The 18,573-nt window shown below is 70.9% G+C and carries 11 protein-coding genes; 4 read left to right on the top strand and 7 right to left on the bottom strand.

The features are described from left to right. Nucleotide 1: 1 nt before the first annotated feature. Nucleotides 2-637 (bottom strand): TetR/AcrR family transcriptional regulator C-terminal domain-containing protein, encoded by a 636-nt coding sequence (locus FXF51_RS16235; RefSeq protein WP_148435295.1) that lies wholly within the window; start codon nucleotides 635-637, stop codon nucleotides 2-4. Nucleotides 638-706: 69 nt separating this feature from the next. Here FXF51_RS16235 and FXF51_RS16240 point away from each other — a divergent pair, with 69 nt between their 5' ends. Next, the gene (locus FXF51_RS16240; protein WP_222871310.1) at nucleotides 707-1,663 is read left to right on the top strand and encodes a zinc-binding alcohol dehydrogenase family protein; all 957 of its coding nucleotides are present in this window, start codon (nucleotides 707-709) and stop codon (nucleotides 1,661-1,663) included. A gap of 30 nt (nucleotides 1,664-1,693) precedes the next feature. Beyond that, nucleotides 1,694-2,875 carry an FAD-dependent monooxygenase gene (locus FXF51_RS16245; RefSeq protein WP_148435296.1) on the top strand — a complete coding sequence of 394 codons (1,182 nt, stop codon included), beginning with the start codon at nucleotides 1,694-1,696 and terminating at the stop codon, nucleotides 2,873-2,875. Nucleotides 2,876-3,021: 146 nt separating this feature from the next. Here the strand turns inward: FXF51_RS16245 and FXF51_RS16250 are convergent, their stop codons facing one another. Then, nucleotides 3,022-4,242: an IS110 family transposase gene (locus FXF51_RS16250; RefSeq protein ID WP_148435297.1), complete on the bottom strand. Its 1,221-nt coding sequence runs from the start codon at nucleotides 4,240-4,242 to the stop codon at nucleotides 3,022-3,024. A gap of 379 nt (nucleotides 4,243-4,621) precedes the next feature. Between FXF51_RS16250 and FXF51_RS16255 the strand changes: the two genes are divergently transcribed. Next, a complete protein-coding gene (locus FXF51_RS16255; protein ID WP_148435298.1) occupies nucleotides 4,622-5,650 on the top strand; it encodes an IS110 family transposase in 1,029 nt (342 codons plus the stop codon). 200 nt (nucleotides 5,651-5,850) lie between these two features. Here the strand turns inward: FXF51_RS16255 and FXF51_RS16260 are convergent, their stop codons facing one another. Further along, on the bottom strand, nucleotides 5,851-6,726 hold the full coding sequence (locus FXF51_RS16260) for an MBL fold metallo-hydrolase (protein ID WP_187414400.1): 876 nt from the start codon (nucleotides 6,724-6,726) through the stop codon (nucleotides 5,851-5,853). Nucleotides 6,727-6,841: 115 nt separating this feature from the next. On the opposite strand from FXF51_RS16260, the gene FXF51_RS16265 reads away from it, so the two are divergent. Further along, nucleotides 6,842-7,270, top strand: coding sequence for a MarR family winged helix-turn-helix transcriptional regulator (locus FXF51_RS16265; RefSeq protein ID WP_148435299.1), 429 nt, complete (start codon nucleotides 6,842-6,844; stop codon nucleotides 7,268-7,270). A 20-nt stretch (nucleotides 7,271-7,290) separates the two neighbouring features. Here the strand turns inward: FXF51_RS16265 and FXF51_RS16270 are convergent, their stop codons facing one another. The 4 genes from FXF51_RS16270 to FXF51_RS16285 form a co-directional block, all read right to left on the bottom strand. Next, nucleotides 7,291-8,031, bottom strand: a complete 741-nt coding sequence (locus FXF51_RS16270) for a sulfite exporter TauE/SafE family protein (protein WP_262379566.1) — start codon at nucleotides 8,029-8,031, stop codon at nucleotides 7,291-7,293. 78 nt (nucleotides 8,032-8,109) lie between these two features. Continuing rightward, nucleotides 8,110-8,643, bottom strand: a complete 534-nt coding sequence (locus FXF51_RS16275) for an Imm21 family immunity protein (RefSeq protein ID WP_148435300.1) — start codon at nucleotides 8,641-8,643, stop codon at nucleotides 8,110-8,112. Nucleotide 8,644: 1 nt separating this feature from the next. Continuing rightward, nucleotides 8,645-17,728: a SpvB/TcaC N-terminal domain-containing protein gene (locus tag FXF51_RS16280; RefSeq protein WP_187414401.1), complete on the bottom strand. Its 9,084-nt coding sequence runs from the start codon at nucleotides 17,726-17,728 to the stop codon at nucleotides 8,645-8,647. A 272-nt stretch (nucleotides 17,729-18,000) separates the two neighbouring features. After that, a complete protein-coding gene (locus FXF51_RS16285; RefSeq protein WP_148435302.1) occupies nucleotides 18,001-18,495 on the bottom strand; it encodes a hypothetical protein in 495 nt (164 codons plus the stop codon). Between the last annotated feature and the right edge of the window lie 78 nt (nucleotides 18,496-18,573).

Below are 18,573 nucleotides of genomic sequence, written 5' to 3' on the forward strand. Positions count from 1 at the left end.
GTCAGCGCGACCGGGCCGCGAGCCCGTCGAGAACGACGGCGAGCTGCCGTTCGAACCTCCGGTCCCCGTCGTCGCGCAGGTGCCCGGCGGCCTTGACCAGCTCGGCGCCTTCACCCAGCCACGCGTCGCGCTCGGCGACCGAGTACCGTCCGGGGTCGGCGGCGGCGGACTGGCTGCGCTCCTGCTCCTCGATCACGAAGCCGACGACGAACGCGGTGACCAGATCGACGGCGTCGTCCGCCTCGGCCAGCGAGAACCCGGCCGCGGTCAGCCGTTCGAGCCAGGGGTCCTTCGCCTTCACCACCTCGGGGTCGGACAAGCGCGTACCGCTGAAGATGCGCGCCCCGTCCCGGTGGAGCAGGTACTCCGCGCGCAGGACGCGCGCGTAGGCGGCCATGCCGTCGCGCCAGCCGGCCTCGGGAGCGATCTCGGAGAGGGCGGCGACGACGCGGCGCATGACGAAGGTGCTCATCTCGTCGAGCAGCTCCTGCTTGTTGCGGACGTGCCAGTACAGCGCGGGTGCCCCCACCCCGAGCCGGGACGCCAGCGCGCGGACGGTGAGAGCGTCCATGCCCTTGTCGTTGAGCAGTTCGAGTGCCGCCGCCACGATCCGTTCCCGCGTGATGCCCTTTGCCACGGTTGACACCTTAACAAAGTTCAGGCACGGTGGGTGACGGCAGAATTGAACTTAGTTCAGGAGCGTGTGATGCGTGCCGCAGTCGTCAGCACCCCGGATTCGACCCCCGTCTGCGCGGACTTCCCCGACCCGGAACCCCGGCCTGGCCAGGCGCCCCTCAGGCTCGTGGGCGCCGGTCTGCACCACGTCGTGCGCGGGCTGGCCACCGGCCGCCACTACGGCAGCGGCCAGGCCTACCCGCTCGTGCCGGGCGTGGACGCCGTGGCCAGGACCGCGGACGGGCGGCTGGTCTACACGGGTCTCGCCCGGTCGCCGTGGGGGACGATGGCCGAACGGCTCGTCACCCCGTTCGAGGTGGAGGTGCCCGCCGGTGCCGATCCGCTCGCGGTCGCCGCCGGCATGAACCCCGCCGTGGCGGGCTGGATGCCGCTGGTCGCCCGCCGGAAGGAGGCCGGCGAGCTGGGCACCGTGCTGGTGCTGGGGGCTACCGGCATGTCGGGCGGCCTGGCCGTGCGGGGGGCGCTGTCCCTCGGCGCGCGGCAGGTCATCGCGGCGGGGCGTGATCATGAAGCGCTGGAGCGGCTGCGCGGCCTCGGCGCCGTCACCGTCCCGCTCGCGGCATCCGGAGGCGGGGCGACCGCCCTCGCCGCCGCGGTCGCCGAGGCGCGGCCCACGCTCGTGCTCGACTTCGTCTGGGGCCCTGTCGCCGAAGCCACCTTCGCCGCACTGGCCGGCAGGACCCGCATGGACGACGACAGCACAGCGATCGACTACGTACAGATCGGCTCACTCGCCGGACCCGAGGCCGCGTTGCCCGCGGCGTTGCTGCGCAGCCGGCGGATCCGGATCAGCGGCAGCGGCGCGGGCTCGGTCTCGAAGGCCGAGATGATCGCCGCGTTCCCCGAGCTGATCGCCCGGTTCGCCGACGGCACCTTCGACGTGCCGTACACCGCCTACCCGCTCAGCCGCGTCGGCGAGGCCTGGGCGCATCAGGGGCGCACCCGCGCCGTCGTCGTCCTGGACTGACCGGACCCACCCGAGAGGAGACAGCACATCATGGAAAAACGCGCCTTGGTCGTCGGGCTCGGGATCGCCGGCATGGCCGCGGCGATCGGGCTGCGGCAGGCCGGATGGCAGCCGGTCATCGTCGAACGGGCCCCGCGACGCCGAACGGGCGGCTACTTCGTCGGCCTCATGCCGGAGGGCAGGCAGGCCGCCGCCGATCTCGGCATCGCCGCCCACCTGCACACCCGCAACCCGCCCGGCGGCGGCAAGGCGTGGTCACTGACCCGGCGCGGAACCCGTGAACCGGGCCTGGGCTTCCTGCACCAGCCGGGCGACCCCGCGGCGGTGGTCCGCGGCGACATCGAAGCCGCCCTCTGGCAGGGCATCCACGAGGACGGGACCAGCATCGACGTGCGATTCGCCACGAGACCCGTCGAGATCGACGACACCGGTGGCGACGTGCGCGTGCTGCTCGAAGACGCCGGCGGGTGGTACCGCGAGAGCTTCGGCCTGGTCGTCGGCGCCGACGGGCTGCGGTCGGGCGTGCGCCGCACGGTCTTCGGCCCGCACGAGCGCTACATGACCGACTGGGACGCGATGATCTGCGCGTTCCAGCTCCAGGAACAGGTGCCGTCCTTCGCGCGGGCGGACAGCGTCATCAGCGCCCGCGCGGGCCGCGGGGCGTGGGTGTTCGGCTTCGCCGACCGGCCCCCGACCGCCCTGCTGACCTACCGCACCGCGGACGTCGAAGGACAGTTCACCGGGTCCAGGCTCGACCGGCTGCGCACCGCGTTCGCCGACATGGACGACCCCGTGGTGCGGCACGCCCTGAACGCCCTGGAACAGACGCCGGAGTTCCTGTTCGACTCGGTGCACCAGGTGAAGATGCCCCGGTGGAGCAGGGGAAGGGTCGTGCTGGTGGGAGACGCGGCGTGGTGCCTGAACCTCTACTCGGGCATGGGCGCCACCTTCGCCCTCCGAGGCGGCGCGGAGCTCGGCCGGGCGCTGCGGGACGACCCCGATGACCTCTCCGCCGCGCTGACCGCCTGGGAGTCGCGGCTCCGCCCGTCCGTCACCAGGCATCAGCGCATCGCCCGGGTGAAGCGGCAGTTGTTCGTGCCGTCGAACCGTCCCGCCGAGGCTCTGCGCTCGGTGGTCGTGCGGCTCGCGGCCGCGGCGCGGGAGCGGAGGTCGGCGAAGGGGCGTGCCGCGCCGGGATTTCGGCGGCGCTGATCACGTCCATGGCTCCCCCGTGCCGTTGTTCGCGGACCGGCGTGCGTGGCCGGTGCCTCGTCAGGGAGGCAGGACGGCACCGGGCGGCTTCGGCCGTGCTGCACATCGGCGTCAGGGGCGGGTCAGACATCCCTGGACGTTGGATGTCAAGCGGTGAGGTCGTAGTTGCGGTGTGACCAGGCGGTTGCCCGGTCGTAGTGGCTGTGGGTTTTGAGGCAGCCATGCAGGATGCCGACCAGGCGGTTGCCGACTTGGCGCAGGGCGGCGTTGTGGCTGACGTCGCGGGCTTTGAGCTGGTCGTAGTAGGCGCGGACGGCGGGATCGTGGAGGATGGCGCAGGACGCTTGGAGGTGCAGGGCGTCAACGAGCCGGTCGTTGTGCACGAACCGGGCCTGCACGACCCGTGATTTGCCGGACTGGCGAGTGATCGGGCTGGTGCCGGCATAGTTCTTGCGGGCCTTGGCGGAGGCGTACCGGTTCTCGGCGTCTCCGAATTCGGCGAGCACCCGGGCGCCGAGGACGACGCCGATGCCGGGCTGGCTGAGGATGACCTCAGCGTCCGGGTGCCGGCCAAAATGGGCCTCGACCTCGCCTTCGAGGGTCTTGATCTCGGTGTTGAGGACGGTGATGATCGCGGCCAGGGACTTCACGGTCGAGGCGTAGGCACTGGTGACGAGCGGCGCCTGGCCCAGGTGCTCGGCGCGCAGCACGTCCTGGATCGCGGCGGCTTTGCCGGGGATGTCGCGGCGGCCCTTCAGGCAGGCGCTGATCTGGCCGATCGTCAGTTTGGCCGCGGCTTCGGGGATGGGGGCCTTGGCCAGCAGCTTCAGCACGGCCTCGCTGGTGAGGCCGAGGGGCTTGCAGGCCTCTAGAGCGGCTGGGAAGTAGTCCCGCAGCGCCACGCGCAGCCGGAGCATGTGCCGGGTGCGCTCCCACAGCAGCGTCTGATGCGCCCGCGTGACGACCTTGACCGCCTCGGCGATCTCGGAGTCCCCGTCCACCTCGCGCAGCTGGTGGCTGCGAGTGCGGATCATGTCCGCCAGCGCATGGGCGTCGCCCTTGTCGCTCTTGGCGCCGGAGGAACCGAGAATCTCCCGGTGCCGGGCCGCCTGCTTGGGATCAACCCCGAACACCCGGTACCCGGCCGCGACCAGCGCCCGCACCCACGGGCCCCGGTCGGTCTCGATACACACCAGCACCTGCGACGGGTCGGCATCCTCGGCGACGAACCGGCCCACCAGGTCGTGCAAGCGGGCGATTCCGGCCATCCCCTCGGGCAGCCGCACCCGCTTCAACACCTTGCCTGCCTCGTCCTGAACCTCGACATCGTGGTGATCTTCAGCCCAGTCATCCCCCACGAACAGCACAACGACCTCCCCGATCGACAACAGGACACGGAAGCCCGCAGGAGCCGGTCGGCGACCTAATGGACCAGTACTCACCCCAACCCACAGGGGGCACGACATCCAGTGAGACTCAAGGGGTGGCAGAAGCAGTCCTTTCCAGTGAGATGGAAGGGGCAGGAGGTGCTTCCTTTGAGGCTGACCCAACGACATCCCGGCCCTGCTGATCGGGTGCCCTGTGATGGATCTGTCGCCTCGGCGGGGAGCGTCGCCGAGGGTGCGTGCCAGAGCGGTCGCGCGTGGCCTGATAGGAGCCTGGTCATGCTGGTCCCGTCACTGGTCTGCCCGCCCGGCCGCCTGGCACGCACCGCCACCGATTCTCCCCGACGACACAAGGACGTCCATGACCAAGAAGCCGAAGAAGCGGCGGATCGCCGGCGGGGTCGACACCCACGCCGACACCCATCACGCCGCGGTGGTGCTGATGAACGGCCGCCGCCTGGCCGATGCCGAGTTCCCGGCCACTGCGGCCGGATACGCCGAGCTGCTGGCCTGGCTGCGTTCGTTCGGCAGGCTGCACGCGGTCGGGGTGGAGGGCACCGGATCCTACGGTGCCGCGCTGGCCCGGCACCTGCGCGGCCAGGACCTACGAGTGATCGAGGTCAACCGTCCGGATCGACGGCAGCGCCGCGCCAAGGGCAAGTCCGACCCGTTGGACGCCTACGCCGCGGCCGAGGCCGTCCTGGCTGGCCGGGCCAGCGCGGTGCCCAAGGCCGGCGACGGGATCGTCGAGTCGATCCGTGCCCTGCACCTGGTCCGCACGGGCGCGATCAAGGCCCGCACCGCCTGCGTCAACGAGATGAAAGCGCTGGTCGTTACCGCTCCCGTCGAGCTGCGCGAGCAGCTGCCCACCCGGTCAGCGATCAAGCTCGCCGACGCCTGCGCCCGGCTGCGGCCTGCCGGCGATCTGGCCGACCCGGCCCAGGGCGTCAAGGTCGCGTTGCGCCGCCTGGCCAGTCGTCACCGCTCGCTCACCGCCGAGATCACCGACGCAGACGCTCAACTGGCCGTTTTGGTGAAACAGGCCCGGCCGGATTTGCTGGCCGTCCGCGGCGTCGGTGTCGAGACCGCCGCCCAGCTCTTGTCCACCTGCGGCGATAACCCCGACCGGCTGAACTCCGAGGCGGCATTCGCCTCCCTGTGCGGCGTCTCTCCGGTCCCGGCCTCCAGCGGCAAGACCAAACGCCACCGGCTCAACCGCGGCGGCGATCGGCAGGCCAACCGCGCCCTCTACATGATCGCCATCACGCGCATGGGCCACGACGCCGACACCCGCGCCTACGTCGCGCGCCGCACCACCGACGGATTGTCAACCAAGGAGATCATCCGCTGCCTGAAACGCTACATCGCCCGTGAGCTCTACAAGCTTTGACCAGCCCGGCAGCCCGCGAAAACGATCTTCCAGCAGTCGCTTGACAAGACATAGGAGCATCCATCAGCGATCAAAGACCCCTGACCACCGGTGAGGGCACGATCTGACCCTAGGACTCAAGATCCAGGCGTCGAGAGTGCTCACTCACCAGCGGCTACCAGACACCGAGTCTGCCCGATCAGCAGCCCCGGTAGCTCCCATTAGGCGTCCAGGGGATGCCAGGCGGAGCCGGCGCCGTCCCGGCGGACCTGCCCGAAGACGGCGTCGGCGAAGTGGACGCCGAAGCCGATCGTGCCGGGCTCTTCCAGCTCGGCGACGAGTTGACGACGGTGCTCGGCCGACCGGGCGCGGTCGTGGTCGTAGAGGCAGGACCACTCGGGGTGGTCCACCTGGATCGGGGAGTGCAGGGCGTCGCCGAAGGCGATCAGCCGCTTTCCGCCGCCGGTGATGACGTACTGCGTGTGCCCGGCCGTGTGACCACCGGTGATCTGGACCCGTACGCCGGGGAAGATCTCCTGCCCGTCCGCCACGGTGCGCACGCGCGGCGTCAGCGCGGCGGCCTCCTCCTCGGTGACGCCGTGCGCGGACAGGTCGCGCTGGGCCCATTCCGGCTCGGCCACCAGGTACTCGGCCTGGGTGAACACGGGCTGGTCGCCGCCCGGGGCGAGGTGCCAGGCCCAGCCGAGGTGGTCGATGTGCAGGTGGGTGAAGGCCACCGCCTCGATCTTGTCCGGGCTGCGGCCGAGCCGGGCCAGGCTGTCCAGCAGCGCGCCACCGTGGACGGCGCCGTTCGGGCTTCCCGGCTCGGCCGGCAGCGACACCGGGCCCCACCCGGCGTCGATCAGCAGTGCGCGGTCGCCGTGCTCCACCAGGAGGCCGCCGGTGCTCGCCACGAGATGGCCGGAGGCGTCCAGGTATTGGGGGTGAGCGGCCCAGGTCTCTTCGGTGGTGTCCGGGAGCCAGCTGAGCGGCCTGCCCTGGATGACGCCGTCCGGCACGAAGGACACCTTCGTGCCGCCCAGCCACACCGAGCGGATCGCCGCCGACCGGCTGTGGTCAACCGTGGAGTTCGTCATGGTCGCGTTCCTTCTTCCTGTGTTGCTCGTCAGCGACCAGGCCACCATAAACATCAAGCTTGAACCAGTCAAGCTTGAAATATGCTGGCTTGATGGATTTGCTAGCATGGAGCGCATGACCACGTCCCCGGAACCGCAGGCCGTCGCCGAGCGGGAGCTGTGCGGCCTGGTGAACGGGCTGGCGCAGCAGATCGCCGTTCACGTACGCGAACGCGCCGTCACCTTGGGCCTCACCGCGGCCCAGGCGACCGCGCTGCGGGAGTTGACCGGGCCCATGACCATGCGTGAGCTGGCCGAACGCATGAGCTGCGAGCCGTCCAACGCCACCTTCATCGTGGACAAGCTCGAGAAGCAGGGCTTGATCGAGCGGCGCGCGCACCCCACTGACCGTCGTGCCAGGCAACTCGTCCTCACCCCGGAGGGCGACGGCCTCCGCGAACGGCTCCTGGAGCTTCTCGTCCAGGACTCGCCGCTGGCCGGCCTCAACGCCGAGCAGCAACGCACCCTTCAGGAGTTGCTCGAACAGGCCATCGTCCGGTCATGACCCCTGCCATCCGGGAGCGGTCAACCGGCGTAGGAGTCCCAGCCCAGCTTGATCGCGACCGCGAGCCCGCAGCCGGCCGCGAGGTAGCGCAGGCTGTGGCCGGGCAGGCGGCGCGCGATCTTCGGCCCCACCCACCCGCCGAGCAGGAAACCGGCCGCCAGCGGGAGCGCCGCGCCCCAGTCCACCGGCCCGAAGAGCGCGAAGCCCGCGGCGGCCACCGCGTTGGCCAGGCCGGACAGCACGTTCTTCATCGCGTTCAGCTTGGCGGCCGGGTGGTCGAACATCGCGGACAGGAGGGCGAACAACAGGATGCCGCCGGCCGCGCCGAAGTAGCCGGTGTAGATGGTGACGGCGAACAGCGCGATCCGCCCCAGCGTCCCGTGCTCGCCCCGCCCGGCGCCGGAAGGCGGGCGGATCAGGAGGAGTGAGGCCATCGCGATCAGCCAGGGCGCGATGAGCTCGAACGTCCTGGCCGGCGTCACCAGCAGCAGGAACGCGCCGGTCGCGCCGCCCAGCGCGGCGATCGGGCCGAGCCGGAGCATCCTGTGACCCTCCCCGGCCAGCTCGGGGCGGGATCCGGCGGCGGCGCCGATGCCGGTGAAGAGGAGGGCGACGGTGTTGGTGACGTTCGCGGTGAGCGGGGGCAGGCCGAAGGCGAGGAGGGCGGGGTAGGAGACGATCGAGGCGAGGCTCACGACGGTGCTGACCACGCCGGCCGCCAGGCCGGTGCCGAGCAGGCCGAGGACGGTTCCGATGGTCACCCGTGGGTCTTTCCGTGGGTCTTTCCGTGGGCGGGCCGGCCGTCGAGCGCGGTCGTGAACAGTATGGTGATCTCCTTCTCATCCGGCATGGGGAGATCCGGGGTAGAGCCCGACCAGGGTAACCCAGAGCGCGCTGGCGGCATCGGGTTCGTGATGCGCGGCCCGCACCTCGTACCGTCCCTGCGGAAGATCCAGCCGCAACCTGTCGGGAGCCTCGGCACCGGGATAGACGGAGTCGAAGAGCACCAGCGGCTCCGTCACCGTCAGCCCGGCGATCGGCTCCCACCTGGCCGTTCCGGCGATCGAGCCGATCCCCGAGAGGATCTCCTGATCGCCGGCCAGGGCCAGGCGCTGCACGAGCAGGGAACGGTCGGGCAGGAACGTCGCCGGTGAGGGGTCGTCGGTCAGCGCCAGGGCGGCGTGGCCGGCGTGCTCGAAGACGGCCGCGAGCCCGGACAGCTCGCAGACCTTCCCGTAGTCGGTCTCCTCCTCCGGCGGGTCGTCGTCCTCGTCCGGCCCCACCGCGCCCTGCCAGGTCCCGACGAGGGATTCGGGCAGGGCGACGAGGGGGCCTCCCAGGGAGGTGATCCAGTTGAGGCCGGAGTTCTTCACGCTATGGAGTGTTGACGAATCGCCTGGGCAGGATCAACCCCGACGCGGACTGCCGCCATCCGGAGGGATTTCGCCCGGTGAGCAGCCGCATCGTGAGGTTGCCCTGACGGTTCTGGCAGGTCGCGCAGTGCGGCAGGCCGACCTGCGGGGTTCCCCGCGGGACGAGCCCGGTGATCTCCATGTGGTCGAGGGTCCAGGCGCCCGACGACCGGGGGCTGCTCGCGCCGCAGGAGTGGCAGCCGAACTGCTCTCCGACGCGCTGGACGATCCGCCGCTCTCGCGCGCTCATCTCGCCGAACGTCGACAGGTTCACCGGCTCCACGGCGTTCGGGCCGGGGAACAGGAGGGACGCCTGGTCGGGACGGCACGGGTTGGTGTTGTGGACGAGGACCGGCGTGGCGCCCGTCAGCACGTAGTACGTGTGGATGTCGTCGACGGTCAGGTTGTGGACGCGTTGCTCGGCCGTCCACTTCTCGACTGCCTCGATCTGGACGTACGTGCCGGCGGAGGTGCGCAGCCACATGCCGGGTTCGAGGTCGCCGGCGTCGACCCAGCGGTCGAGCCGCGGCACCCAGAAGGGATGCCCGTCGGTCGCGGTGACGTCGGCGGTCTCGCCGGAACCGAGGTCAACCGTGATCTTGACGAGGTTCTTCTCCCCTTCCCCGGTGATCAGGGCGGTGACCGGTTTGGGTTCGGTGCGGCCGGTCTCCGGGTCGGTGGCGACGACCTGGTCGCCGACCCGTACGTTCTCGATCGGCTTGGCGGTGCCGTCCGCCAGCAGGACTTCGGTGTCCGGGGTGAAGCTGTTGAGTGCGCAGCCGCCCGTGGGCGCGTCCGTCCTGCGGAACCGCTGGGCGATGTCGCCCGCCCGTTCGGACGCCCACTCGACGGCGCGGCGGCCGGCCTGGGTGTTGCCGACGAAGTCGGCGGCGCGTTCGACCACCCTGAGCCTGCCGAGCGTGGCCTCGGCGCCCGCCTGGGCCACCGCCATGCCGGCCTCGGCCGCGCCTTCCTGCCAGGTCTTGCGGCCTTCCGCGATGTCGGTGACGGTGTTGGCGACCGTCCTGGCGCCCTGGTAGGCGCTGTAGGCGGTCATGCCCCACATGACGCCCTTGCCGACGAGGACGGCGGCCGGGACGAGGAAGACCAGGTTGCCGTCCGGGTCGGAGTTCTGGACCGGGTTGTTGTAGCCGTAGCCGTACAGGTTGAGGTTGCCCGGGTTGTAGACGCCGTCGTTGCCCTCGCCGCCGAGGTAGTCCTCGATGACCGGGTCGGCGGACTTCCACACCTGCGTCCGCGGGTCGTAGTAGCGCGAGCCGTGGTAGTAGTACCCGGTCTCGGGGTCGAGCTCCTTGCCGGTGAACTGGTACGGGTTCGGCTGTCCCGGGCCTTCCTCGACCCAGGTCTCGCCGCCGGGGAAGTAGTTGAGGTGCTCGGCGAGCTTGCCGTTGCCGTCGGTGCCGAACGTGGTGGAGCCGACCTGGTCGCCGTGGTAGAAGAACTGGTCCTTCTCGAACACGCCGGACGGCCTGGTGGTCTTCGTGGCGATCCGGGTGGTGCCGACGAAGACGTGCTTGTACTCGGTCTGGTTGCGGGCCGTGTAGTTCTGGTTCGGGTACAGCGTGGTCTGCGAGCTGTCCTTGACCACCCGCTGTCCCTGGTCGTCGTAGGTGAAGCGGACGGTCGGCGGCTTGCGGTGGTCGTCGCAGGCCGAGGGGTCCTGCGGCTGGGTGTCGTTCTTGGCGGTGTCGTGCACGCAGGCCAGGCGGTTGTCCTCGTCCCAGATGAGCTGGCGGCGGGGCTTGCCGTGCTCATCGGACTCCTGGTCGACGAGGTTGCCGTTGCCGTCGTAGCGCATCGCGTCCGGGCCGACCCGGGTGGGCGCGTGCGGGCGGGAGCCGAAGCTGTAGACGTGCGAGTAAGTGGTGTCCTGCTGCACCTTCTCGCTGCCGTTGCTGGCGACGACGGCGTGCCGCTGCTGCTTGCCGACGATGTTGTGGACGGTGTCGTAGGTCAGCCGGAGCGCGTAGACGTCGGTGGTGCCGACGTTCGGCGTGTACTGGCCGGAGGCCTGGGTCAGCCGGTACAGGTTGTCGTAGACGTAGGTCTGCGTGGACGGCCCGCCCAGCTTGGGCGTGGTGGAGCTGTCGGGGATGTTGGTGTCGTTCTGCAGCCGGGTGATGTTGCCGGCGTCGTCGTAGCTGTAGCGGTAGCGCTGGAACTCGTAGCCCGTGGGCAGGGTGGAGCTGAGCAGCGCCAGGCTGCGGTCGGCGGCGTCGTAGCCGAAGGTGGTGCTGGTGCCGTTGCCCAGGGTGACCTTGGTGCGCTGCTCGAACTTGTCGTACTGCAGGTCGCGCAGGTACGGGTAGCTGTGGCCGCCCTTGACGCCGGTGGCGGTGATCACCTGGCCGCCGGAGTCGTAGCCGTAGGTCAGCACCTCCCCGTCGGGGTAGGTGAGCTGCAGCACCCGGCCGAAGCTGTCGTGGCGGTAGCCGGTGGTGAAGGTCTTCGTGTGGTAGCTCGGGCCCGGCAGCGTCTTGCTCTCCGAGACGACCTCGCCCAGCGGCCCGTACTGGCGGGTGGTCACGCCGCCGGCGTCCTCGACCTTGGTGACCCTGCCCGCGCCGTTGTAGGGCGCGCCGGGGCCGCCGTAGGTGTAGCGGACGTCGTTGGCCTGGAAGACCGGGTAGTCGATCTTGACGAGCCGATCGAAGTCGTACTCGTAGGTGATCTTCTTGTCCCGGTCGTCCAGGTTCGCGGTGACCGTGCTGGTCGTGTTGCCGGCCAGGTCGTAGGCGGTGACCGTGCGGCCGGAGTCGGGGCTCGACACCGTGGTGCGGCGGCCGAGGTCGTCGTAGGCGCTGGTCGTCTGGTTGTCCTGGTCGTCGGTGACCTTGGTGAGCTGGCGCAGCGGGTCGTAGACGTAACTGGTCCACAGCGGCGGGCCGCCGTTGACCGGGTTCGGCTCCCGCACCGAGGTCTTCAGCTCCCGCACGTCGGTGAAGGTCGCCTTGGTGTTGCCCTCGGCGTCGGTCACCGCGGTGGAGAACTGCCTGGCGCCGGAACGGTCGTCGCCGAAGCCGTACGCCGTCGTGCTGCTCGTGCCGTCCGGCAGGACGGTCTGCAGCAGCCGGTCCTGCACGTCGTAGCTGCTCGTGGTCGGGTAGACGCGGTCGAAGGCGGCGTTGAGCCGGACGTTGGCGGCGCCCTTGGGCTCGCTGAGCGGGTAGTACTGCTCGGCCGTGCGGCCGAACTCGTCGAAGACCGTCCGGCCCGAGACCGTCATGCCGTCGGCGCCGGCGATCCTGGCGTCCTTCTTGGTCTGCACGACCCTGGCCAGTCCGTCGACGAAGGTGACGGTGTCGATGGTGTCGGCCTTGACGGTGCCGTCCGAGGCCCGGTCGAGGTGGCGGGTGACCGCGTACGGGACCGTCGCCTCGGGGTGGTACTCGAACGCGATGGTCGGCCTGCCCGCGCCCGCGTCGTGCGGCCCGGTCACGGTGGCGACCCGGCCCGCGTCGTCGTAGGTGTGGACCATCCGCTGGTTGTTGATGTCCACCGAGGTCTCGGTCTCGCCGAACCTGAGGTTGTACGTGGCCGAGGACCGGTAGCCGTGGCTGTCCAGGATCGAGGTGACGTAGGTGCCGGTCACCTCGTCGTAGCCGTAGGTGCGCTGGAAGCGCTGCCCCTTGTGGTTGGCCGGCGCGGTGAGTGTGGCGACCGTGCCGTTCGGGTTGTAGGTGGCGTCGGTGACGGCGGCCTTGTCGTCGTCCAGCCTGGCCCGGTGCCGGGTGAGGTTGCCGGTGGCGCAGTCGACGTCGGCCTCGCTGCGCCGCATCACCTTGCCGCCGCCGCGCACCTCCGACTTGTTGGCGATGCCGACGATGTAGGTCTCCGCGCAGGCTGTGTAGGCGGTGGTGGTGACCACGTCGTCGGCGCTGCCGCTCTCGCCGTGGTCGGTGTTCCTGATCTGGTTGCCGTACTTGTCGTAGGCCAGCTCCGTGCGGGTCTGCTTGCCCGGCGTGGGCTGGCCCTCGTACCAGCGTTCATCCGTGCGGACCAGCGTGGGGAAGATGGAGGCGGTGGTGCTGCCGCCGTTGCCCGCCCCGCCGGTGGCCACGTCGCGCAGCTCGTACGTCTGCAGTTGCTCGGTGAACGGCCTGCCTTCGCCGTCGGCCATGAGCGTGCGGGTGAGCAGGCCCTTCGTGTAGTGGCCGGTGGTGTCGTAGGTGAAGGCCTGCGTCCGGTAGACGCCGTCGTTCCTGTCGCGGGCCTGCGCCGTCACCGACGCGTAGCCGCGGAACTCCCGCTCCAGCCGGTCGAACACGCCGCCCGCGTAGGTGAAGGTGGTGCGCTGGACGTCCTCGCCGTCCCCGGCCAGGCCGTCGTGGCTGCTGACCGAGCTGAGCACGAACCGCGAGCCCGGCAGGTCGTAGGTGTTGCCGTCGCGGGTGTAGTCCAGCTCGATCGTCGCGCCCAGCGGCCGCTTGACCGTCTTGAGGAGGTTCGTCCGGCCGGTCTGGTTGGCCGCCACGGTGAGCTGGTCGTCCGCGCTGGAGGCCAGGTGGTCGGCGAAGCCGTCGCCGTTGATGTCCCTGATCATCTGGGAGGCGCGCGAGGCGCCCGTGGAGGTGTCGGCGCCCGGGTTGATGATGACGAACCCGCCGAACCCGAACGCGATCGGGATCGAGATCGTGAAGTACGCGCCCGCGCCCAGCCGGGCGTTGACGTCGCTGCTCACGCCGGACAGGCTGCCCGCGAACTCGACCGGGGCGGCGAACCCGCTGCCGGTGTTGATCGCCACCCGGATCGGCGACCCGGCGAACACCCGGTCGGCCAGGTTGTCGCCGTTGACGTCGGCCAGGGTCGCCGAGGTGGTGCTGTCGCCCTGGTTGAGCGACGCGCCGCCGGCGAAGCCGTAGAAGTCGGTGTTGAAGCCGATGTTCACGCCGGAGTTGTCGCTGCTGCCGTCGTTGAGCGGCCCGCCCGGCCACGGCTCGGGCGCGGCGAACCGGTAGCCGAGGTTCAGCGCCGCGCGCCCGTCCTCGAACACCCGGTCGGGCAGCTCGTCGCCGTTGATGTCGAGCAGGTCGGTCTCGGCGTCGGACGTCCCGGAGCCGAGGTTCCCGCCGATGCCCAGCGGCGGCATGTCGTTGCCGGACGACGACGTGCCGGCCGACCTCGTCCCGCTCGGCGCGGCGTCGCCGCGGCCGGTGGCGATGGTACGGGCCGCGCTGCCCGCGTTGGCGTTGCCGGACCTGTTGTCCGAGGAGCGCACGGCCCCGCCCGGCGTGTCGCCGCGCGTCTGTCCGAGCACCCCTGACGGGTCGGTGTACTGGATGCCGCCCGCTCCCACCACGTCGGGGAAGCCGTCGGCGTTCATGTCGAAGTAGTCCAGCTCGCCGCTGGAGGTGCCGGTGGCGACGCTGCCGCCGACCGTGCCGACCTCGCCGCCGACGCTGCCGGTCACCGAGATCTGCTGCGAGCGCGACATGCGCGGCACGGCCCGCACGCCGGACACGTCCGCCGTCGTGGGCAGCCCGATCGACTGGCCGCCCAGCCGCGAGCTGGTCACCGTCGCGCCCGAGACCGACAGGTCCTCACCGGAGGCCCAGCGGTCGCGGTCCGGCTCCGGCACGAACAGGATGGCGTTCGGCGGGGTGACCCGCGGGTCCTGCTCGAACTCCGCCAGGTCCCGCTCGGGATCGACGTCCTGCGGCAGCTCGGACTGCAGGTCCGCCATGCTGTCCAGGTCGCCCTGCCTGATCGGCTGGGTGGCCCGGTCGCCGTTGCCGTTGTAACCGACGTACGCCCAGCCGCGGTACGGCCGCCCGTAGACGCCCTCAGGGGCGGGGCTGTTGACCGTCGCCGCCGTCTCCACGCCGTCCACCAGCGCCGACCCCGCGGTCAGCAGCCCGGTCGCCGCCGTGAACTCGAAGAACAGCTCGTCCCCTGCGGCGGCCTCGACCTGCAACGGCACCGGCTCCGCGCCCAGCGTGACGTTCTGCTTGGCCAGCAGCGCGCCCGGCTTCTTGACGGTGAAGGTCACCTGGCCGGTGGCGCCGTCGGCGGCGACCGGCTGCGGGGTGATCGTCAGCGTCCCGGCCGCCGCGACGGCGTGCGGCCGCGGCGGGGCGGTCGCGTCCGAGACGGGGTAGGTGTCGATGTCGTACGGCGCGGAGAACTCCTGGCCGAACTCGTCCGGCACCGGCGCGGCCTCGGTGTAGGCGGCCGTCGGCTTCCAGGCCAGGGCGGTCACGTCGATCGGCGAGTCCGTCCTGACCCGCCACGTCAGTTCCTGGCCCTTGGTGACCTGCACCGTCGCGGCCACCGGCACCTCGCCGGTGAAGGCCGCGGGCACCTGCCGCTCGAACACCGGCGTCCCCGCGCGGCTGATCACGATGGTCAGGTCGTCGGTGGTGGCGGCGCTCTTGGTCAGCGCGCCGCCCAGGTCCAGGGTGCCGTCGCGGGGCACGGTCACGCTGGCCGCGCGCCCGGCCAGCGTGAAGTCGTCCGCCGCCGTGTAGGAGGTCAGCGGCAGGCCGTTGGCGTCGGCCGTCTCCGGCAGGCCGGTGTAGGTGACCTTCGGGTTCCAGGTCACCCGGTCGGCGGCGCCGTCGTGCACCGACCCGACCCGGAAGTACAGGTGCTGGCCCTTGCTCACCTCGATGGCGGCCACACCCTGCGGCGCGTGCTCGCCTCGGTCGTCCGCCTCGATCCGCGCCGACCACAGCTCGTCGTTCTCGTGCTGGACGGCCACCCGCACCCCGTCCGGGCCGGCGAACGCGGGCAGCTCGCCCTCGGCCTCGTCCAGCCGGGCGGCGCCGGTGACGGCGACCGTGCCGTCGAACGGGGCGGTCCACCGGCGCACGGTGTCCACCAGCGGGAACGACTGCTCGCGCCGCTCGCGGTCCTGCGCGTAGTCGGGCAGCAGCCCGTCGGCGTCCGCCTCGCTGCCGCCGATCGGCACCGGCGTGTCGCCCGCCGCGCCGAACACCGGCACGCCGTCGGCGCCGACCCGGCCGAACAGCACGCTCTCCCCGTTGACCAGGTCGGTGATGCCGTCGGCGTTGACGTCGCTGAAGTACCGGTCGGTGGTGCTGATCGTGTCGACGTAGTCCAGTTGCACCGCGCCCGCGCCCGGGTAGGCCTCGACGCCGACCGTGCGGGAGCTGGAGTCCTGCTCGAAGATGCCGGGCAGGTTGCGCAGCGGCGTCGTCTGCGCGGCGAAGCGCGGCTCGCCGCCCGGCTTGGACAGGTTCTTGCGGAAGACGTATCCGTCCCCGCCCTCGAACACCTTGTCCGGCAGGCTGTCGCCGTCCACGTCGATCAGGGCCAGCAGCCCCTCGTCGGAGCCGCGGCTGAAGCCGGCCTTCACGCCGACCGAGTTGCGCTTGCTGGGCAGCGGCCCCCAGCCGGTGTAGAGGTGCCCGCCCGCGCTGGTGGAGGTGTTGCCGTTGATCGCGCCGGCCTCGCCCGCGCCGGGACGGACGCCGTTGACCAGCCCGTTGGACAGGCCGTCGTCGGGCGAGGTCCAGTCCACCCGTTCGAACGCGGTGTAGTTGCCGGCGGCGTCGCGGATGTCGTCGAAGTAGCCCAGTTCGTGGCTGTTGAACAGCTTCCCGGCGGCGTCGTACTGCTGGATCTTCGACAGCAGCGTCTTGCCGAACGCGCCCCGCGCGTACACGAAGTCGTAGCGGCGGATCGGCTCCGCGCCCAGCCGCACCTCGATCCGGCGCAGCAGGTCGGCCACCACGTGCTTGAACCCGCCCAGCGCGTTGATCGACACGTCGGGGCGGCGCGGCTCGCCGAGCTCGCGGTCGCGCACGAACGTCACCGAGTACGGGCCGTCGGCGTCGCCCAGGCCCGTGTAGTTCGCCTTCTTCAGGTAGAGCGCGCGGCCGGCGACCGTTCCGCCCGCCACCCCGGTGTCCTCGACGGCCGCGTACTGGTAGCGCATCGTGTTGCCGTTGGGGTCGCGCACCTCGCGCAGCGCCCAGGTGAAGACGTTGCCCGCGTCGTCGGCCAGCACGGCCCCCTCGCCGCCGTACGTGTACCGGGTGCCGGACTTGTCGGTCACCTCCCAGCCGTACGTCTTCGGCGAGTCGCCCTTGCGCACGATCCGCGAGAACTGACCCTCCACCCGCTGGTGGAACACCTTGTCGGCGGTCCGGGCCGCCGGCGTCCCCCGGTGCGCCACCGGGGTGAGCTGCTCCCCGGCGAGCACGTACGTCTCGGTCTCCTTGTCCGCGTCGTAACGCGGCACGCCCCACCGCGTGTCGATCGAGATCGACGGCAGCGACAGATCCCAGCCGACGCCCATCCAGCCGTTCACCGACGCCGAGGAGTAGTTCACGGCCAGCGACGGCTGCATGTCCTCGCGGCCCGCGGGCAGCTCGATCGGGTACGACAGCCGGGCCTCGCCCTGGTTGTTGGCCGACGGCTCACCGATCTGGTTGACCTTCGCCGACGGGTTGCCCGCCTGGATGCCGGTGATCTCCGTCGGGTCGGAGGACACCTGCTCGGGCCCCTCCGGCGCGGTCACCGTGGCGTTCACCATGTCGGTGAAGTGGTCGGTCCTGGAGACGATGAGCTGCTGCTCGGTGTCCACCGCGACCCGCACCAGCGCCCGCCAGCAACTGCTCTCCTCGTCGAAGAAGAACGTCCGCACGTCCTCCGGCGTCAGCCCGGCCGCGGCCAGCTTCTCCGTGTCGTACGGCAGGCTGATCGTGATGTCCTGCTCGAACTCGAACGGCGTCGGCGTGAACCGGTAACCGGCCCGCGGCGCGTCGGTCACGTTGTCCATCCCGGCGCCCAGCACCGGTAGCTCCGCCTCGGTCAGCGGCGTGATGCCGATCTCGGTCGGCTCGTCCAGCGCCGTGCTGCCGATGTCCAGCCGCGCCTCGTCGTGGGTGATCGTCTTGGGGCCCTTGGCGTCGGCGGTCGCCTTGTGGGCCGTCCGCTGAACGGCGGCCGGGCCCGGGGCTCCGGGGATGCAGTCGGTGGGGACGGGCTGCTCCGCGGCTGCGCTCTGGGTGGTCGCGGGGACCAGGACGGCTGTTGTCAGGGTGAGGGATGTGAGCACGCATAAGACGCGTGAACGCATACTGATCACGTTCACCACTCCAAGCTCGGGACTGTTCGCACTGAGGGGGGTGCAGGACTTGGCCGGGGGGCTGCGTAGGTGATCAGCGCCGCGCCTTATCGATAACATCGGCGATCAGGGCTGTCCAGGGCCCAGAGTGGCCACGCTCCGGAGTTGCCGTCTGACGCAGGCCTGTGGCCAGGCAGATCAACTCGGTATTTGATTACGGACCGTAAGGATAAGGGTTCATTCGTCGCGGCCGAAAACGGCGATTACTGCGGTGCGGCCCGTTCGCGGGCGATCCGCCTGATGCGTTTCGTACTCCCCGACGCCGCCAGATGTTCGAGCAGCCGCCGCCGAGGGCTCGTCTCGGCCAGGCGTAGCTGCAGCCAGTCCGACCACCCCGCCTCCGCGTAGCTCCCCTCCTCGCCGTCCCCGGCCGGTTCGGCCAACGCGTCGAGGACGGCCAGATCCCGCGCTCGCGCGTCCGCGTAGTCCCTGTCACCAGGCTGCGGCAGTCGCCGGATCCAGGCGGCTCTTTCACCGGCCGGGACCAGCTCCAGCACTCGCAGGACGACGGTGAGCGCCAGTGCGGCGTCGCGTTCGTGCACGACGGCCCGGCCCAGCGGGTCCATGGCGTGCACGCCCCTGTCCTGGAGTGCTCGCCGGTAGACGCGCCAGCGCTCGTGCTCGTCCGTCCAGTCGGCGATCTCTTCGCCGTGCAGCCGGGCCAGCTCGGCCACCGCCTGGTGCAGGAACTCCGTCAACTCCCGAATGCTCCTCTGCCGTTGTGAACGAGGACATCTGAGCCTCCGGCGGCAACATGAATACGTGTGCGCCAGGTT

The organism is Nonomuraea sp. PA05, from assembly GCF_008086045.1.
GTDB classification, from domain to species: domain Bacteria; phylum Actinomycetota; class Actinomycetes; order Streptosporangiales; family Streptosporangiaceae; genus Nonomuraea; species Nonomuraea monospora.

Excerpts from the sequence above, each read along its gene's own strand:
- FXF51_RS16240 (WP_222871310.1), top strand. The coding sequence starts at position 707 with ATGCGTGCCGCAGTCGTCAGCACCCCGGATTCGACCCCCGTCTGCGCG.
- FXF51_RS16245 (WP_148435296.1), top strand. The coding sequence starts at position 1,694 with ATGGAAAAACGCGCCTTGGTCGTCGGGCTCGGGATCGCCGGCATGGCC.
- FXF51_RS16255 (WP_148435298.1), top strand. The coding sequence starts at position 4,622 with ATGACCAAGAAGCCGAAGAAGCGGCGGATCGCCGGCGGGGTCGACACC.
- FXF51_RS16260 (WP_187414400.1), bottom strand. The coding sequence starts at position 6,726 with ATGACGAACTCCACGGTTGACCACAGCCGGTCGGCGGCGATCCGCTCG.
- FXF51_RS16265 (WP_148435299.1), top strand. The coding sequence starts at position 6,842 with ATGACCACGTCCCCGGAACCGCAGGCCGTCGCCGAGCGGGAGCTGTGC.